The organism is Bradyrhizobium sp. AZCC 1719 (assembly GCF_036924525.1).
Lineage (GTDB): Bacteria > Pseudomonadota > Alphaproteobacteria > Rhizobiales > Xanthobacteraceae > Bradyrhizobium.
In genome coordinates, this window is record NZ_JAZHRU010000001.1 from 4,773,242 (window position 1) to 4,791,063 (window position 17,822).

Consider the following 17,822-nt stretch of genomic DNA (forward strand, 5'->3'; position numbering starts at 1 on the left):
GATCAAGGGAGTGGTTCCTAATCAGTCCGCTGTCGTCGGCCGGCGCCGTCGACTCAGTCAGGCGTCTGCATCGGCCGGCGCCGCGCTTTTCTGGTCTTGTCGAAATAGACGAACACGTCGCAGCCTTGCCGCTTCCAGGACCTGATGCGGCGAGCCCATTCCGAAAGGGTTCGCGGACTATAGTGGCCCTTGTAACGGACCGTGGGGCCGTGCCAGCGTCACATAGACGAAGTCCGCCGTGCGCGTCCAAGGCGCCGGCGCGTCATGATGGTCGGAAATGCATAGCGAGATGGCTTGCTGCCGGAGCAATCGCGATATCTCTGGTGAATACCAGCTTGGATGGCGGAACTCGAAACTGTAGCGGCGTTTTCTTCGAAAGAAGCTTGAAGAAGGAAGTGAGTCGGTCGGCGTCAGCCCTAAAGTTGGGCGGAAGCTGAAACAAGATCGGCCCGACTTTCTTGCCGAGTAGGGACAGGCGGTCTTCCAGCAGTTCAAGGCTGTTGACCGAATTGTCGGAAAGCCGCTTCCAATGCGTGATGAATTTGGATGCCTTCCAGGCAAAAACCAAATCGCGCCCGGTCTGATCACGCCAGCTCACCACCGCCTTCGGAGTGGGTATTCTGTAAAACACGCCGTTGAGCTCAGTCGTCGAAAACTGGCTGCTGTAATAAGGCAACTGCTCCTTGAGGGGCAGTCCATTCGGGAAGAACGGCCCGCGCCAGGAATCGTAGTGCCAGCCCGATGTACCGATCAGAACCCGCGCCATGAGGTCACGGCTTCAAGACGACCTCGATACAGCCGCCCTACCGTGCCATGCCAGTGCTTTCATCGTCCGGATCCTCCGCGTCGTTGATGAGAAAGACCTGGAAGCACGAGTTGTTCCTATCGCTCGGGCAAACGACGAGGAAGCGGCGCCGCTTAGGAACAACGGTCCCGGCAATAAAGTTAAGCGCGCATCCAATCAAGGAGGATGCCATGGGACTATTCACAGAAGACATCAAGACAATGGACGACCTGTTCCTGCACGGCCTGCAGGATATTTATTATGCAGAGCAACAGATCACGAAGGCGTTGCCGAAGATGATCGATAAGGCGGCCAACCGCGATCTCGTCGCGGGCCTCAAGGCGCATCTGAAAGAGACCAACAAGCAGATCGAGCGGCTGGACAAGGTGTTTCTGAAGCTCGAGCAGCAGCCGCGCGGCACCCAATGCCCGGCCATCGATGGTCTGATTACGGAAGCCGATGAATTGACCGGCGAGGTAGCCGACAAGGCCGTGCTCGATGCGGCGATCGTCGCCGGCGCGCAGGCCGTCGAACACTACGAGATCTGCCGCTACGGCACGCTGATTGCCTGGGCCGAAAAGCTCGGTCATGACGAGGTGGTTCGCTTCCTGACCACCAACCTCAACGAGGAAAAGGCTGCGAACACAAAGCTCAATACCATCGCGCTTCGGAAGGACGTCAACACCAAGGCATCGAACGCTGCCTGACCCGGAACTGGCAGCCAAGGCTCCGGCGAGAAACGGGGCCTTGGCAATGGGGGATACCTTTTACAGGAACGGCTTTCCGCCAGTGACGGCGATCGTCGCGCCGGATACGTAGCTCGAAAGCGGATCGGCCAGCACGACATAGGCCGTGGCCAACTCAGCCGGCTGTCCGGGGCGCTTGATCGGGGCCTGTTTGCCGAAGTTCTTCACGGAGTCCTCAGGCAAGGTGGACGGGATGAGTGGCGTCCAGATCGGCCCTGGAGCAACCGCATTGGCACGAATGCCCTTCTCGGCCAGCATCTGCGCCAGTCCCGCCGTGAAATTGTGGATAGCACTCTTGGTCGTTGCGTAGGCAAACAGCGTCGGGTTCGGTACATCCGAATTGATCGACGCCGTGTTGATGATGCAGCTACCCGCCTTCATGTGGCTTACCGCTGCCATGGTAAGATAAAACATCGCGTGGATGTTTACCTTGAACGTCAGTTTCCATTCCTCGTCGCTGATGTCGTCGATCGATTTGAAGCTGGCCTGATGGGCCGCGTTGTTGACGAGGATATCTACACCGCCCAGTTCCGATACGGCCTTCGCGATGACGGCGCGGCATTGACCGGGGTCCTGGATGTCGCCGGGAAGCAAAACGGCCGTTCTGCCGGCTTCCGTCACCATCCGCTCGGTCTCCCGGGCATCGTCATGCTCGTCGAGATAGGAGATCAGAACGTCAGCTCCTTCTCGGGCGTAGGCGATGGCAACCGCGCGGCCGATCCCGCTATCGCCACCGGTGATGACGACCTTCTTGCCGTTGAGGCGGCCGCTGCCCTTGTATGTCGTTTCGCCATGGTCGGGCACCGGATTCATCGCGGCAGTCTTGCCGGGCATCGGCTGGTGTTGGTTCGGAAAGGGAGGGCGGGGATAATGCAGCATGGCTCAGCCTGTGCTCTCTTTTATCTCAATTCTCCTTAACATCCGCTTGGCAGGTTCGCTCCTGCGTTGGCGAGCCGGGCAGGCGAGGGGCGCGGGGAATGCGAGGAACGAAGTGAGGCATCGCCGATTGATATGGAAGGTCCCGTCTTAAGGATTACAAAACGACATATCTTGCATGCCTTGCGCTCATGCTCCTCGGCGCGCCTGCAAAAGACCGGCATCAACTCCACCCTCGGCATCGCTCCGAAGACGGAAGATTTCGTGAGGCAAGTTGCCATCAGTGACATGTTCGAAATTCAGTCCAGCAGGATCGCGCAGGAACGGGGCAACGCCGACCAGAAGGCGTTTGCCGGGACCATGATCAAGGATCATCAAGTGACTTCGGCTGATCTGATGGATCATGCCGGCGAGTGGAAAACGGCACTGCCGACCAAGCTGCACAGCCTCCACCAAAGCAAGATCGACAAGCTAAAATCTCTTCATGGCACCGAGTTCAGCTCCCGATACAATCTTGACCAGGTCAGCGGCCACAAAGATGCCGTTTCGCTGTTTGAACGGTACGCGAAAGGCGGCGACGACCCGAACCTCAAGGAATGGGCAGAAAAGACGCTGCCGACCCTGTGGCATCATCTCGAAATGGCCCAGGAGATAGCGGCCGGAAAGCCTGTTGAAAGCACTAGATGCCGATCATAGGACTTGCGAGGGAGGCCGGTCCCAAGGCTCCGGTATAAACGGGGGTCCGGCTCCGAGACCGAAATTCATGCCAGGAATTCGCGATAGGGCACATCTGCTTGGCCGCCAAACGCGGGAGGAGGTTGCGCAGGCAATCGTCTGGCTGCTGTCGGACGCATCCTCGCAGGTCACTCATCGATATAGCAGGTGCGGCCGCTGATGGCGGCGGGCGTGGGCTCTGGTCGCTACAAGGCTTGCGCGAGCGCATGGACGAAGAGAGACCGGGCCTCCAGCGAATTTATGGCGGTGAAAAGCCGGCCGCAAAGATGGCGCCCAAGAAAGTCCAAGGGCGTGCGGGCCGAGAAGAAGGTAGGCGCTAGAAATGCCAGCATGCCAAGATACTTTTTCCGTGTGGACCACGACCGACCTGAGCCGGACGAGGAGGGAGAAGAACTGGCCGGATGCGCAAGCCGCGTGGCGCGAGGCAACGGTGACGGTGGGGCAGATCATTCAGGACCTCGATGGGAGGTTGCGTCCCGGCAAGGATTAGCGACTGGAAGTGACCGACGAATTCGCGAACCGGCTGTACGTCATCCACCTCTACGCCGAAAAACCAAAGTGATGGCTTGGGCGAATGCTGAAGGCTGAACGGCCGGCTATCTCGGGCTGCGCAATTCCGGGGATGCCAGCCACCGGTCTATCGCGGCTGCAGCATCACTGGAGACCGCTGTCTGTATCAGACGGTCGCGTTCCTGGCCCGGCGGTAAGCCGTCGGCTTTTGCGCGCGCGAGAGACGCGACTTGTTTCAAGCGTTCCTGAAGCGAAAGGACCGGGCGGCTGCGGTTGCGCTTTTTCTTCATGTTAGATCTCCTGCGAGATCTGAACTTTCCACATCGCAGCGGCCTCATCCTTAACCTTTGTTGGGAACCGCGCCCTTCCGCGCCCGTTTTTCCAGAGAAAGTGGACCGCGAAGGAGAATCTGGTTTGGATAAAGAATCGATCGTCGCGACCCTATTACGGCGGCTTGATGCGGTCACGGGGCTCGATGAGGCGGACATCGCCGCCATCCGCGCGCTTCCGATTGTCGTTCGTCCGTGGGAGGCCGGACGAGCCATCGTTTCCGACGGCGACCGCCCGACGGAATGCTGTCTGGTGATCGAGGGATTCTGCGTGCGCTCCAAAACGATAATGAACGGCCAGCGGCAAATTCTTTCCATTCATATCTCCGGGGACATCCCCGACCTTCAGAGCCTATATCTGCACCGCATGGACCACGATCTCATCAGCTTGGTCCCCTCCAGGTTGGGCTTTATCAGTCACGCCGCGCTGCGGGCTATGACGCGCGGGAATCCGAACATCACCGAGGTGCTCTGGCGCGACACACTGATCGATGCCGCGATGTTCCGGGAATGGATTGTCAATGTTGGGCAACGGCCGGCCGCGAGCCGGCTTGCTCACATCGTCGTTGAGTTGCGCAGACGTCTCGCCATCACGGGCTACACGGAATCAGGCGCGTTCGAGATGCCTCTCACGCAGGAGCAGATTGGCGAGACGCTGGGCATAACGCCAGTGCACGCCAACCGAATCATCAAACAACTGCGCGATGAGAACATCCTCGATATCAACAGGGGCCGGGTGAGGGTGCTCAACGAAACTAGGCTTGCGGAACTGGCGCAATTCGACGACCGCTATCTTCACCAAAGTCCGTCCTTATGAGGGGGACGCAACGAATCCTTTTTCTAAGGAAGTCGTGTAGCCGAAATAGCAGCGCTTTTCCATGCGCAGCTCCCCGGGAGCGATCGGCAGACGCTGGACGGATCAAGATATCGACGATCTAAAGCGCATGGCCAGTACTATTCCGCACCGCAGATTGCCGGACTGACCAAGCGGACCGTCGGGGGCGTCGTATTCAAAGCCTATCAACTGGGGCTTTCCTTGCGATCCAACCGACACGCAAGAGAGCAGGCTGCCGTCGCGGAATAGGGAATCCCACAGACCATCGGGAATGCTCGGTTTGTCCGATATGGGACATACGCGACGCCAAAAAAACGGACTGCCTACCGGCAGCGCGCCGGAGAAACGTGCCGTTTGCCAAAAACTGAGGACCCTGACGGCGTCCACGGCTTGGGCGTCCGGGCGCTGGCCGTCATTATGGGAGCGGCGCTCGCCTCGTTGATCGGCGCGGCCAGTCTCAATCGAACGCCTTCGATGCGAAGCCCTGCGCAGGCCAGCGCGGCCAAGCCGTTCCTGAGCTATGAGCTTGACCGGCTGTTTCGTGCCAGCCGTCGTGCGCCCAATGTTGATCTCTGCGCCGAGCGCGCTGAGACCGGGCGCATCCTTCTCACCACCTCAAGTCATAGCGGCCTGAGTACGGACGATCGCGCCTATCTCATTCAGCAGGTTGGCGCGCTTACGGGACTCTCTGCGGCCGATGCAGAGCGAAGGGTGGACAGCGTCATTGTAAACGCCGAGACCGCTGTTACGCAGCACAGTCATCCTTGCCTTCTCGGTCGCGACCGCCGTCTTGCTTGGCGCCGTGGCTGCATGGGCGGTCGCGTGCGCCGGCGGACGGCATCGCGACGGTGCTCTCGTGCCGGAATGGATGGCTCGATCAGGTGCGATCGGCCGACGGCATGAGGCGATGGTGCCGTAGGGCAAGAGTTGCGTAGATCGCCCGCGCTGCAACGGCATAAGCGCGGCAGAGAATTGTCCTCGCCCAAATAAAAAGCCCCGCTAAAGCGGGGCCTTTTGTTACCACCCCTGGCTTCCGTACCAGGCGTCGATCTCTTTCTTGGCCTGGTCTTTGGCATAGCCATACCGCTGCTGCAGACGGCCCTCGAGTTGGTCTTGCTTGCCGTCTATGACATTGAGGTCATCATCGGTAAGCTTCCCCCACTGTTCTTTGACCTTGCCCTTCATCTCCTTCCAATTACCTTCAACGCGGCTCCAATCCATGCGGTCCTCCATTTAGTGCCCGTGACGAAACGTGTCGCTGCTTGCATAGTTCCTAACAGAGACATCCTTACTGACTGCGTTACTCCAGACGCAGAGACCGGAATTCAACGGTGCGGCGTCACGCCGGTTGGGCTCGCTGGTCGAATGCAACCGCTGCAAGGCGGGCGAGCCTGCCGCCTGACGTCCTCCGTGACCGCGCGACACGCTCTGGGAGCTGGAGGCGTCGCTGAAATGCCGGTTGTCCTGGCCGGTGCCCGTGATCAAGCTGACCGCGCGAGATCAAGCCCCACAAATGGGGTGAATCCGGAGGAGCGATAAACGGCGAGACCGCAACGCGGCGTTGTCATTCGATTTCGGAGCGGTCGCAAGGCCGCGCGATCCCGAGCGCATTAGGAACATTGCCTAGTATTCCAACGTTGAGAGTGTCCGTCCGATCACACGAGTGTGCAACCGCCATGGCGACTCTAGTCACGCGCAACCAATTCAATGTCACGCCGCAAGGGTGGTGCATAAGCCGGCGGAGGCTGCTTTCATCCCCAGTCGTGGCGACCCACTTTCAGGAACGATGCGGCTAGGTCAGCTAGTCAACCAGCGGGCCAACGGGCGGGGATACCGCGCGGAAGACGTTCTGAGAATTATGGGAGAACTTTGGGAGGAGTTTGTTGCCAGCAACCCGGAGATGTTCACTACGAACTCAGCGCCCTGCTAATCGTTTGGTGGCGCGTTCGAGGGAGGCGAGGGAAAACCAATGGGACTTTTGTGGCGGGTCCTGAAGGCGGCGGCATCCGGCTTTATCGCTAATGATGCCCTAAGCCGCGGAGCTTCCATCGCCTTCTATGCCGCCACGTCCCTGGCGCCCGTACTCCTTATCGTCGTGGCTATCGCCGGCTTGGCGTTCGGGCAGGATGCCGCTCGCGCCGCGATCAGTGATGAGCTCGGCCGGTTGTTGGGACCAACCGGCGGCGACTTCATTAAATCCATCCTGGCCCGATCAAGCGATCCGACGTCAGGCGCGACCGCAACCGTCGTGGGCGTCGTCACGGTGCTGGTAACGGCATCCGGTGTGTTCGGCGAGATGCGCACGGCACTGAACGCAACGTTCAAGGCCGAGCCGACGGACGAGCCAATTTTCTCCTTGATCCGGAGCCGGGCAGCCAGCCTTGGCCTTGTCGCCGCACTGGGCTTCATGCTGATCGTCTCGCTGGCCGCGAGTGCCGGGCTATCCGCCCTGGGGCACTGGTCGACCGGCAAGGCTGTGCTCAGCGCGCTCAACGCGGTCGTGTCACTTGGCATCTTCACGCTATTGTTCACAGCGATCTACAGGGTACTGCCGGACACGACGATCTACTGGCGCCATCTTCTGCTGGGCGCTTTTGTCACAGCCCTGCTGTTCACCGTCGGGAAATCGCTGATCGGATGGTACCTCGGTCAGGCAGCCCCGAACTCGACCTATGGCGCCGCGGGCGCGCTGATCGTCCTGATGTTCTGGGTCTACTACTCCGCGCAGATATTCCTGTTCGGCGCGGAATTAACGAAGGCGATCGATGACGCGCGCGATCCAGCGGCGCGCAACGAGCGTTAGGAACGATTCAATAGTGCCTGAGTTCGTTCTCAAAACAACACGAACGCACAGGCGGTGACGACATGACACGATCCGTGGAGGAGCTACGACGGGACTCCGAGCAAAGCCGCGCGCAGCTTGCGGCAACCGTCGACCGGCTGAGGGAGCAGATCGCCGACACCGCAGAAGACATCCGCTACAAGGTCTCGCCGGAAAACCTCAAGGCTGAGGTGAGCGGCTTCATCAATCACAAGACCCACGGCTGGATGGATGCGCTGAAGCAACAAGCCATGGATAATCCGATGCAGGCAATCGCCGCGGGCACCGCGATCGCCGTGCCCGCGATGCGCCTGGCCCGCGGCTTCCCACTACCGCTCTTGATGATCGGTGCCGGCCTTGCCCTAAGTTCGAAGACCGTTCGCGATCGCGCCGCGGAAGCGGCAGCGCCAGGAATTGACAAGGCGAGGGAGGTTATCGACGAGACCGCGGAACGCGCCCAGTATCTGGGTGACGGTATGCGGAAAGCGATGTCCCACGCTGAGCGTCAGGCAGCCGGCATGGCCGGTGAAGCTCGTGAAACCGCAGGCGGAATGGCAGATGCGGCGAGCGGAATGGCTGGTGACCTGAGGGATCGCGCGGCGCAGGCCGCCGATGCCGTCGCCGAGGTCAGGTCCGGCATGGATGCCGCTTCGGAGATAGCCAAGGAGAAGATGGAGCGCGTTCGCTCGACTGCGACGAACGCGGCGACGGCTGCTCCCGCGACTGCAAGCAAGGTGATCCGGGACAACGTCGCATTGATTGGCGGCCTCGGCGTGGCGATCGGCGCGATCCTTGCTGCTTCCCTTCCGAGCACCAGGGTCGAGGCGAGCGTGGCCGGTGAAGCGAGCGACCGCGTCAAGCGCGCCGCCGGCACGGCGGCTCAATCCGGATTTGAGGCGGCCAAGGACACGGTGCTGTCGGCGGCGGATGCCGCGGCAAGAAGCCTGTCCGAAGCCGACCTCGGCGGACACGCCAGCCGCATCACCGAAGGCGTGACCGAGAGACTCAAAGAGGTGGCCGACGACGTCGTGACAACGGCCTTCGATCCTTCCCGAAACCCGCCAGCCAAATAGAGGCCGCCATGAGCGATACGGATCTTAACACCCGCGATAAGAATTCTTCCCAGAACCAGAATACGGGCTCGTCCCAGAACCCGAAGGACCAGGTGGCGGATGCCGGCGCTGAGATCAAACAGCGCGCCGGTGATGTGCTGAGGGCGTCGACGGACACCGCACGCGACAAATTCAAGGAGGCGGCCGATGCCGCCAAGGAGGCTGCAGCCGGAACTGCGGATCGTTTCCAGGATCAGGCGCGTGAACAACAGCGCTCGGGTGCCGATTTTGTCGGCCGCTTCGCTGGCAACATCAAGGATGCGGCGCGCGCATTCGAAAACGACGTGCCGTTCGCAGCCCGCGGCATCAATTCGGCGGCCGAATATGTCGTCGAAGCCGCCGACAAAATCCGCAACGGAAGCTTCCGCGATCTGGTCGATGGCGCGACGGATTTTGCCAAGCGGCAGCCTGCGGCCTTCTTGGGTCTGTCGGTGCTGACCGGTTTCGCCGCTGTCCGCTTCCTGAGGGCATCGGGAAGCGAGAGCTCTTCACGCCAGGGCTCTTCCTCATCGTCATCGTCCTACGAGCCGTCATCATCCTACAGCTCGGGATCCTACAAAGGTGAGGCGTCATGAGCACGAAAGCCGATCTTCGGACGATCTCACACCTTTTCGGCGACGCGCTTTCGCAATTCGCAAAACTGTTCCAGAACGAGTTTGATCTCGCCAAGGCCGAACTCGGCGAGAAGGTTCAGCAAATCGGTGGCGCCGTCGGCCTCATTGCGGCCGGTGCCGTCCTGGTTATTCCCGCGATCGTCATGGCGCTGTTTGCGCTTTCCGCGGCCTTGATCGCGGGCGGCTGGTCGCAGCCGGTCTCTTATCTGATCTCCGCGATTGTTGCCGCGGTGCTCGCAGGCATCTTGCTTGCGGTCGGTATGAATCGGCTCGACACACGTCATCTGGCGCCGCGAGAAACGTTGCGTCAGCTCGAAAAGGACAAGGACACCGTGAAGGGAATGGTGCGATGATCGGTTCACAAGGGAGTTTCATAGATGGTCTGGCCGCGGCTGCCCGGGAAAACCCGCTCGCCGCAGCCCTGATCGGAGGTGGCGCGCTGTGGCTGCTTATCGGCAGCGACAAGCTGAAGAACGCCGCCGGTTCGGTCACGTCAGCGGCCGCGCCGCTCGCCGATCTCGGCGCGCGTGCCCAAAGGTCGGCCGCCTCCAGCTGGGACGATACTTACGGTTCCATGCGGAATCGCGCCTCCCGAATGCAGGACGAAGCCTCGCGCGATATCAATGAAACGGTCCGCAACGCCAGAATGGCCACTTCCGATGCGATGTCCGGCGCGGCGGAAACGATGAGCGAGCAATTCGACGAAGGCGTGGCCGGCGCCCGGGAAATGTTTGACCGGGTGGGCCGGGCCTTGCCGAGGAAGGAAACTCTGAGGCAGGCGCAGTCCTCGCTGTCCGATCTCCTGGAAAGGCAACCGCTGGTGCTTGGTGCCGTAGGCCTTGCGATCGGCGCCACGGTGGCGGGCGCCCTGGCCAAGTCGGGTCTCGAAAAAGAGTGGGTGGGGGACATGAGTGACAGCCTCAAGGCAGATCTGAAGGTGCGTGCCGGGGCCGTGTCGCAAAGCGTCCGAGAGGGGGCCGATACGCTCAAACCCGAATTCGAAGATGCCGGCGCCCAATACGTCGATCGCGTCAAACAGGCGGGCCAGGATGCGATGGAGGCGGCCCGAGAGAAAGTAGGATCGTAAGAACACTCTGTTGTCGCCGCCTTTCGGAGGATGTTCAGCCCGGTCCGGTATTCGGTAGAATGGCCCCAGCGCAGTAGCGCTGGGGCCGTTTGTAGGTGGTATCGGGTCGCTTGGTTATGCGGCTTTCGCGGTCTCGGCGTGCTGGTTGACCTCGGATTCCGCGAGCTGACTCAGGGCACTGTCCGTTGCCTTCTCTTCCTTAAGGGTTGCATCGAGCAACTTCACTGCATCGGCGTAACCCAATTCGTTTGCCCAGGTCTTGAGGGTGCCATAACGCGAAATCTCGTAATGCTCGACGGCCTGTGCGGCAGCGAGCAGACCAGCGTCAAGGGCCGGCATACCCTTGTACTCGTCCATAACTTCCTTGCCTTCTTCGATGATTCCCACGATGGCATCGCAGGTCTTGCCCTTCGGCGTTTCGTCGATCGACGCGAATACCTGCTCCAACCGCTCGACCTGGCCGTCGGTTTCGGCCATGTGCTTTTCAAACGCAGCCTTAAGCTTCGGCGACTGCGCGGCTTTGGCCATTTTCGGCAGGGCGGACAGGATCTTCTTCTCGGCGAAGTAGATATCCTTCAGTGTATCAAGAAACAGATCTTTCAGTTCTTTCTCTCTAGCCATAGAACCCTCCAGGTTAATTGCTGGTACCAAACAAGATTGCCGTTGACTTGTTCCTAGCCGAAACCACTTTCCCTTGCGCAGATCAGACACTAAGTCGCCTGGGTCAGAAGCGCAGCATTTCCGAACATGAAAAGTAGAGCGATCGTGATCAGGGCCGGGAGCATGAGCGATCCGAGACAACCCAACCGGTCTATGCCCGCTCTGGACGGCGAAACCCTTCAGCTCGTAGCCCCAGATCTGCACGCGCGGGAGCGGCAGGAGGTACTGGAAGCCCAAAGAGAAATGTACGAAACCAAATATCTGGGAAGCGTTAGGGCATTCACCGGTTTGCGGGACGTGTCGAGACACTAAGGGAGGCGGCGGGCAAACTTGCGCTCCGCTCGCTACTGAACGTCAATGATGCCATGGCATGCGGGGACGACGTCGAACATGGCTAACCGGATCCACGATTAGTCGGGCTAGCGCTTGGAAAGCTGGGGATCTCAGGATAATCGGGGATGCTCCTTATGAACGTCAAGGCTGCGAGCGGAGCAGGCACCTGCAGCCGGCGAGCTTCTTACAGGTGAGTTTGCCAAGCAAGCGCGACTGGAGGCTGGCCGTTTCGGAATGAACTACCCTATAAACAGACATCGTTACCGTGTCGGCAACTCAAAGGTGCCATGACGCTGCCGAGGGCACCGATGGTGGATCAAGACCGCTGGGACCTCGAAATTGACACCGCCTGAGTGACCGCTGATCAGCCTGCCGTTACCTAGGCGCGGATCATCTCGATCGCTTCCTCGCGGAACGTGTGCATGTCCCGTCGTCTGTGAAGCCGACGATTTATTGCCCGTGCAAGCTCGCGACACGAATTGCATGATGGGAACTTGCTGGGTCCGTTCGCGTTTTCGTGTGAGGCGCAGCACAATGCATAATTTGCCTACAGCCTCAGGGCGTCCATCATCAAACCAGGTCCGCGCGGACGCGGTCACGTCTCGCGAACTGGATATTGTAAGAGTTGCGGCCGCCCTGGTGTCGGGCGCGGTCATCCTTGCTGGCCTGTATTTCGGCCGTGAAATACTCATACCACTCGCGATCGCGTTCCTGATCACATTCGCGCTGAACCCGCCTGTCACATGGCTTGCCCGGCTCGGCCTGCCCAGACTGCTCGCGACGAGCCTCGTCATGGTAACCGTCGGATGCGCCCTGGTTGGACTAGGCGTCATTCTCGGCGCACAGGTCCGTTCGATCGCTGTCGAATTGCCGGCCTATCAATCGACGATACTGACGAAGTTGGCGGATCTACGCCAGAATCTTAAGGCACCCGGATTGTTCGACGGCGTGCTGAAGACAGTCGAACGCGTACAGAAGGAGGTCGAGTCAAAGGACGACAAACCCGCGGAAGGCCCGGTGCCACAGCGTGTCGAAATCGTTCCCATGCCGCAAACGCCGTTCGAGCAGGCATTTGCCTGGCTTGTGCGGTCAGCGGAGCCGCTGGCTACGGCCGGCATCGTCTTGATCTTCGTCTTTCTGGCGCTGCTTGATATCGGCGACCTTCGCGACCGGTTTCTACGACTATTGGGTGGCAACTTCCATCGTTCGACCGATGCGATCCAGGAGGCTGGTGCGCGTATCAGCAGGTATCTTCTGATGCAGCTACTCGTAAACGTCAGTTACGGCGTGCCGCTCGCTGCCGGCCTCTGGATCATCGGCGTACCAGGCGCGCTTCTGTGGGGCGCCGTGGGCGTGGTCATGCGCTTCATCCCCTATGTCGGCCCACTGATTGCTGCGATCTTTCCAGTCTCGATCGCTTTTGCCGTCGACGATGGCTGGAGCATGTTGCTATGGACCGTTGCGGTGATCGTCATCCTCGAGTTGATAAGCAACAACATTGTCGAGCCCCTGCTATATGGTTCGAGCACCGGCCTGTCAGCCATATCGCTGATCGCCGCGGCGATATTGTGGACAGCGCTTTGGGGTCCCGTGGGGCTGATCCTCTCCACCCCTCTCACGGTTTGTCTACTAGTCCTCGGGCGTAATCTGCCGCAGCTGCGCTTCCTCGACACTATGCTCGGTTCGACGCCTGCACTGGATGTACCCGCCCGCATCTATCAGCGACTGATTGCAGATGATGCCGACGAAGCTGTCGAGATCGCAAGCGCCGAAATCGAAGAGTCTTCGATTATATCATTCTACGATGCAATCGGCATTGAGGTCCTTCGTCTGGCAAGCGAGGAGTATCTCCAGAACGCAAGCGCTGAGCACCGCCTGCGTCTGGCAAGCGGAATGGACACACTGCTCGACGATCTCAGGGATCAATACCCAGCCTCCCTGAGTCCGGAGGCAAAGCCAACGGTCCTGTGCATCGGAGGAAAATGGGAGATCGATGCCCTCGCCGGCGAGATGCTAGCCCACGCGCTTGGTTTCGAACGGATCGCCGCAGCTTCCCAACCCGCTGCAAGCGTCAATGCCGACTATCTGGCTAAACTCGACCTGAAGGGCGCGGACATTGTCTGCCTCAGCTACTTTACGCCGAACCCAGCCATCCCCGCCCGCCACGTCTGCCGGCGTCTGCGAAGACGATGGCCGGATCTGCGCATCGTTCTAGCGCTATGGAGGGCGCCCCCGGAACTGTTGACCGACGAATCCCTCGCAGCGCTCAAAGCCGATGCTGTCGTGACTTCGGTCGAGGAGGCGGTCCGTCGTATTCACCGCGTCGTCGACCCTGAAGAAGCCAAGGTGGTCCAACAAGCCCCCGTGCCTGACAACGACGCAGAGCGTGTCGACGCGCTGAAAGCGACTGGGGTCTTAGAGGGTGACAAACGTGAAGCGCTGGATGCTCTCGCCAAGCGTGCGGCGGACGTATTCAACATCAGCGTTGCCGTGATCACCACTATCGATAAGGACCGCGAATACTTCGTCGGACAAAGTGGAAAATTGCCGGATGCCATCACCGACGATACAGGTACGCTGCTGCCGATGGACCGCGAACATGCGATCTGCAACTACGTAGTAGCCAACGACGAGACGCTAGTGGTCTCGGATATCGAGCGCGACCCGCGCTTCGCCGATAACGAGACGATCGAGCAATGGAACGTGCGCTTCTACGCTGGGGCGCCGCTACGCGCAGCTGACGGTCTGATAATCGGAGCGCTATGCATTCTCGACTCCGAACCCCGCACCCTGGACGGAGACGAAGTCGCATTGCTTGAAACGATGGCCGCTGATGTTGTAGCCACCATTACCACGAGTGATGCGGATGAAGAAGCGCCAGAGAAATCTGCACCTGCTACCTCATCGGCAGCGGTCGGGCAGGAGGTGTCTCAGTAAGCGCCAACTCCGGGGTTCAGGCGGACGCCGGCCACCGCAAGGTTGCACAAGCGAGTCGCATTTCTTCGCGCATCACTGACCAGATGACCTATGAGCGGCTTAGGGCGTGGGTCGAGGAACTTAGACAGAGGCTTGGACAACGTCTGGCCGCCCAGCGGACCAGGGAAGAGATTAGAGCGCGCCCACGAACTTTGGGACAGAACGGACGGCCAGCAACCGCGACCTGGAGTTCTGGCTTCAAGCCGAGTCTGAAATACGGCCGAACGGCAAGTGTGAAGCTATCGCGCTAACCCCAAGATGTGTGCCTTGAACGTCCGGATCTGTCCATCCAATTGCCATAGCTCGACGTCGCGGCCCGTCAACAAGTTGCCTATCTCCGGCATCTGCGCCGCGCGTGGCAACAGTCAGCGAAATGGGCCATGTGCCGTGCCCTCAAGGCCCGATTTTCAGCAGCTTTGAACGATGTTCGGGGGCATGCTTCGTCGCGTAGGCGGCCGCGATAGCCGATTTACGAACGGCCGAAGAGGGCAAACGGGTGCGCAGCACCGGTCTTGAACTTCGGTTCTCCTCAGTAGGCGTACAGCAGCACTAAAATCTAGCGCCAACTCGGGTCAATGGCTATACGTCGGATCAGGCCAAGCGCGTTCTGCGTAGCGAAACCGGAACGAGCCTCGCGAGTGTTTTACTGCTCGTCACCGCGTTCGCACTTGGAACACCTGATCATAATTCACGCCAGGGTGCCCTGGTTGGTTTGGCTTGAGGGCCGCATGAAACTCTTGATCAAGGCCGAACTCGTCTATGCTTTCGCGCAAGCAACGCAGGTTATCGCTATCATTGAGGCTTCACATACGAGCGATCAAAAAATCCTTTCGGAATCGCTCGACATTCAGCCACCGGCGCTATTGCTCTTCGACAAGACATCATACGGTGACCGGAGCATACGCGCCTCGTCCGGGCCGGACGCGCAGAACGCCGCAAAATTCTGCCCGATCATGGCCATGGCGGGCCATCCATAAAGAGCTTCCGAGGCTGCATTCCAGTACTGAATGATGCCATCCGCGTTGCGCACGATCACGCTTTCAGATGACCAATCTGACAATTCCATTCCCGGCGCAGACGCGAACGGGCGTTCGCGGCCGCCCGTGATGGCTTTGTTGATGAGGCTAGCCATCGGAAGGCGTCCCCCGCCTATTGCCATCAGAGGAAGGGTCCACGCGTCTCAGGGCGGACTGCAGATGACCAAGCAGTGCTTCGCTGTTTACCGGTTTTTTCAGATATGCCTGGGCGCCGCCTTTCATGGCGCGCAATCGGGTCGCCGGTTTCGTGTCGGCAGTGACGATGATGACCGGTATTAAGGAGCCGATGCTCCGCAGTCGATGCAGCAGATCGAGCCCGCTATGGCCCGGCATGCTCACATCGGTAATCAGGCAATCGAACCCGCCCGGGACGTATTCCGCCATGAAGGCCTCCGCTCGATCGAAAGTGCGACATGATAGATCCAGCACCAGAAGGAGGTCGGAAAGGGCCTCTCGCACAGCTTCGTCGTCATCTACGATCGCGACTATAGGCGCCTTAGACAAGCCGGTGACCTTCGCTAGCGCGGCCGGATGGCCACCCCCGCATCTGGCCCATTGCTGGCCCGGACTGTAACCATCCTTTGGTCTAGGGTGATCCTTCTCGAATTCCTACAGGCAACAGTTCCCAGATGCGAATGAGCTGACCAACGGACGTTGCCTGCATCTTTTTGGTGACGTTGCCGCGGTGCAACTTGACGGTGATTTCGCTGATACCGAGATCGAACGCAATTTGCTTGTTGAGGCGGCCCTTGACCACTTCGCGCAGAACTTCGCGTTCGCGCGGTGTCAACTTTGCATAGCCGTCGACATGCTGTTTAACGAGCCGGGCCGCGGCCCGTCGCGAGACATCTTTCTCGATCGTGGCCCTGACCGCGTCAAGGAGCGTCTGGTCTCTGACAGGCTTTGTAAGGAAATCGACGGCTCCAGCCTTCATCGCCTGGACGGTCATGGCGATGTCGCCATGACCGGAAAGGAAAATGATCGGTCGCGTACTGCCGTTCAGGGCGAGGTGCTGCTGAAGATCCAGGCCGCTTGCTCCGGGCATACGAACGTCGAGGATCAGACAACCCGGCCGCTCCGGAAGATCGGCACTCAGCAATTCTTGTGTCGATCCAAAGCAACAGGCATCGATTCCGACCGACAGCAGAAGTTCGCTAAGCGCGGACCGGACCTCATCGTCATCGTCCACGATCAAGACAAGCGGATCCGTATTGTCGATAACCAGGCTCATGGGAAGGCGGGGTAAAGCAAATGAGCCGGCGAGTGCAGTTGTACCAACCATTGCGTGCCTCCTTCATTCAAGAATGGACCGGAGAAGGGCGTTGGTCTGCGCAATAGCGCCTCGGGCCGCAGGAGTATCGGCCAACGCGTTGAGCATGACGAAATCATGAATGGTGCCGTTGTATCTCGTGGAGGTGACGCGTACCCCCGCGCGAGCCAATTTGCGCGCGTAGCACTCACCCTCATCACGGAGCACGTCGTTCTCGGCGACGATGACAAGCGCGTCCGGAAGGCCGGTCAGTTGATCAATCGAGGCGTTGAGCGGCGCCGCGGTGATCTGCTTGCGCGCGGCGGCGTCCGGAAGATAAGCGCTCCAGAACGTTTCCATCGCTTGCCTGGTCAGCCACGGACCATTTGCGAACGAGGCATAAGACCCGGTGTCGAACATCAGGCTGACGGCGGGGTAGAACAGCACCTGCACGTCTATCTTGGGGCCGCGCCGCTCCTTTGCCATGAGAGTGACCGCGGCGGCCATGTTGCCGCCGATGCCGTCGCCAACGATGGCCAGGCGCGCGGAATCGATCCCTAGACGTTCCGCATGCTCTACCAGGTACTTGGCGACGGCATAGACTTGTTCGATTGCTACCGGATACTTGGCCTCCAGCGAGCGATCGTAATCCACGAAAAACAAGGCAACGTGCGCACCGACCGCGATCTCGCGGATCAAGCGGTCGTGTGTCGCCTTGTCGCCGAAGGTCCAGCCGCCATGGACATATACCAATGCAGGCAGCGTTTCACTTGCCCTCTCCGGTCGAACAATGCGAATTGGCACTCCTCCGGTGGGACCGGTAGGGGCTACCATATCCTCAAATTGCACGGCTGGCTTGCCGATGATGCCTGATTGGATATCCGCCAAAAATCTTCGTGCGTCTTCGAAAGACAGTTCGCGCATCGTCGGGCCCTTAGCCATCGCATCGACAAACTGCTGCGTCAGGGGCTCAAGCAAACCGACGTCGGCGATACTTGCTGGTTCGGCTTTCTCACGCATCGATATCCGTCCGGGAAAATAGCGCTGGACATGCATCATGCGCGCTCGCGCGATAAAGTCCTAAACAAACCTTGTGAATTCTCGCAACTCCAGGAAGG

18 protein-coding genes and 1 pseudogene are annotated in these 17,822 nt (G+C 59.8%); 10 read left to right on the forward strand and 9 right to left on the reverse strand.

The window, feature by feature from the left end:
• Positions 1-57: 57 nt before the first annotated feature.
• Positions 58-766: pseudogene (locus V1292_RS22310) on the reverse strand (DUF72 domain-containing protein).
• Positions 767-975: 209 nt separating this feature from the next.
• Here V1292_RS22310 and V1292_RS22315 point away from each other — a divergent pair.
• Positions 976-1,491 (forward strand): YciE/YciF ferroxidase family protein, encoded by a 516-nt coding sequence (locus tag V1292_RS22315; RefSeq protein WP_334374811.1) that lies wholly within the window; start codon positions 976-978, stop codon positions 1,489-1,491.
• 60 nt (positions 1,492-1,551) lie between these two features.
• On the opposite strand, the gene V1292_RS22320 is transcribed toward V1292_RS22315, so the two are convergent.
• Positions 1,552-2,409, reverse strand: a complete 858-nt coding sequence (locus tag V1292_RS22320; protein ID WP_334374812.1) for an SDR family oxidoreductase — start codon at positions 2,407-2,409, stop codon at positions 1,552-1,554.
• A gap of 171 nt (positions 2,410-2,580) precedes the next feature.
• On the opposite strand from V1292_RS22320, the gene V1292_RS22325 reads away from it, so the two are divergent.
• Complete coding sequence (locus V1292_RS22325) at positions 2,581-3,102, forward strand: DUF4142 domain-containing protein (RefSeq protein WP_442895551.1); 522 nt, start codon at positions 2,581-2,583, stop codon at positions 3,100-3,102.
• 361 nt (positions 3,103-3,463) lie between these two features.
• Positions 3,464-3,631 (forward strand): hypothetical protein, encoded by a 168-nt coding sequence (locus tag V1292_RS22330; protein WP_334374814.1) that lies wholly within the window; start codon positions 3,464-3,466, stop codon positions 3,629-3,631.
• A 106-nt stretch (positions 3,632-3,737) separates the two neighbouring features.
• Here V1292_RS22330 and V1292_RS22335 read toward each other — a convergent pair whose 3' ends face one another.
• Complete coding sequence (locus tag V1292_RS22335) at positions 3,738-3,941, reverse strand: hypothetical protein (RefSeq protein WP_334374815.1); 204 nt, start codon at positions 3,939-3,941, stop codon at positions 3,738-3,740.
• A gap of 124 nt (positions 3,942-4,065) precedes the next feature.
• Here V1292_RS22335 and V1292_RS22340 point away from each other — a divergent pair, with 124 nt between their 5' ends.
• Positions 4,066-4,797, forward strand: coding sequence for a Crp/Fnr family transcriptional regulator (locus tag V1292_RS22340; protein WP_334374816.1), 732 nt, complete (start codon positions 4,066-4,068; stop codon positions 4,795-4,797).
• Between the two features lie 1,035 nt (positions 4,798-5,832).
• On the opposite strand, the gene V1292_RS22350 is transcribed toward V1292_RS22340, so the two are convergent.
• The gene (locus tag V1292_RS22350) at positions 5,833-6,036 is read right to left on the reverse strand and encodes a CsbD family protein (RefSeq protein WP_108522338.1); all 204 of its coding nucleotides are present in this window, start codon (positions 6,034-6,036) and stop codon (positions 5,833-5,835) included.
• A 748-nt stretch (positions 6,037-6,784) separates the two neighbouring features.
• Between V1292_RS22350 and V1292_RS22355 the strand changes: the two genes are divergently transcribed.
• The 5 genes from V1292_RS22355 (at position 6,785) to V1292_RS22375 (ending at position 10,449) form a co-directional block, all read left to right on the forward strand.
• Entirely contained in the window at positions 6,785-7,618 is an 834-nt protein-coding gene (locus tag V1292_RS22355) for a YihY/virulence factor BrkB family protein (protein ID WP_108522337.1), read from the forward strand.
• A gap of 62 nt (positions 7,619-7,680) precedes the next feature.
• Positions 7,681-8,709 carry a DUF3618 domain-containing protein gene (locus V1292_RS22360; protein ID WP_334374817.1) on the forward strand — a complete coding sequence of 343 codons (1,029 nt, stop codon included), beginning with the start codon at positions 7,681-7,683 and terminating at the stop codon, positions 8,707-8,709.
• Positions 8,710-8,717: 8 nt separating this feature from the next.
• Complete coding sequence (locus V1292_RS22365; RefSeq protein WP_334374818.1) at positions 8,718-9,323, forward strand: hypothetical protein; 606 nt, start codon at positions 8,718-8,720, stop codon at positions 9,321-9,323.
• Entirely contained in the window at positions 9,320-9,715 is a 396-nt protein-coding gene (locus V1292_RS22370; protein WP_334374819.1) for a phage holin family protein, read from the forward strand. The genes V1292_RS22365 and V1292_RS22370 overlap by 4 nt, the downstream gene beginning before the upstream one ends.
• Entirely contained in the window at positions 9,712-10,449 is a 738-nt protein-coding gene (locus tag V1292_RS22375; protein WP_334374820.1) for a hypothetical protein, read from the forward strand. The genes V1292_RS22370 and V1292_RS22375 overlap by 4 nt, the downstream gene beginning before the upstream one ends.
• A gap of 114 nt (positions 10,450-10,563) precedes the next feature.
• Here V1292_RS22375 and V1292_RS22380 read toward each other — a convergent pair whose 3' ends face one another.
• Positions 10,564-11,070 (reverse strand): YciE/YciF ferroxidase family protein, encoded by a 507-nt coding sequence (locus tag V1292_RS22380; protein ID WP_108522332.1) that lies wholly within the window; start codon positions 11,068-11,070, stop codon positions 10,564-10,566.
• Positions 11,071-11,976: 906 nt separating this feature from the next.
• On the opposite strand from V1292_RS22380, the gene V1292_RS22385 reads away from it, so the two are divergent.
• Positions 11,977-14,379, forward strand: a complete 2,403-nt coding sequence (locus V1292_RS22385) for an AI-2E family transporter (protein ID WP_334374821.1) — start codon at positions 11,977-11,979, stop codon at positions 14,377-14,379.
• Positions 14,380-15,265: 886 nt separating this feature from the next.
• Here the strand turns inward: V1292_RS22385 and V1292_RS22390 are convergent.
• The 4 genes from V1292_RS22390 to V1292_RS22405 all read right to left on the reverse strand — a co-directional run bounded on the left by V1292_RS22390 (position 15,266) and on the right by V1292_RS22405 (position 17,724).
• A complete protein-coding gene (locus tag V1292_RS22390) occupies positions 15,266-15,550 on the reverse strand; it encodes a PAS domain-containing protein (protein ID WP_334374822.1) in 285 nt (94 codons plus the stop codon).
• Positions 15,543-15,959: a response regulator transcription factor gene (locus V1292_RS22395; RefSeq protein ID WP_334374823.1), complete on the reverse strand. Its 417-nt coding sequence runs from the start codon at positions 15,957-15,959 to the stop codon at positions 15,543-15,545. The genes V1292_RS22390 and V1292_RS22395 overlap by 8 nt, the downstream gene beginning before the upstream one ends.
• Positions 15,960-16,041: 82 nt before the next feature.
• The gene (locus tag V1292_RS22400; RefSeq protein ID WP_334377128.1) at positions 16,042-16,686 is read right to left on the reverse strand and encodes a response regulator transcription factor; all 645 of its coding nucleotides are present in this window, start codon (positions 16,684-16,686) and stop codon (positions 16,042-16,044) included.
• Positions 16,687-16,749: 63 nt separating this feature from the next.
• On the reverse strand, positions 16,750-17,724 hold the full coding sequence (locus V1292_RS22405) for an alpha/beta hydrolase (protein WP_334374824.1): 975 nt from the start codon (positions 17,722-17,724) through the stop codon (positions 16,750-16,752).
• Positions 17,725-17,822: the final 98 nt, after the last annotated feature.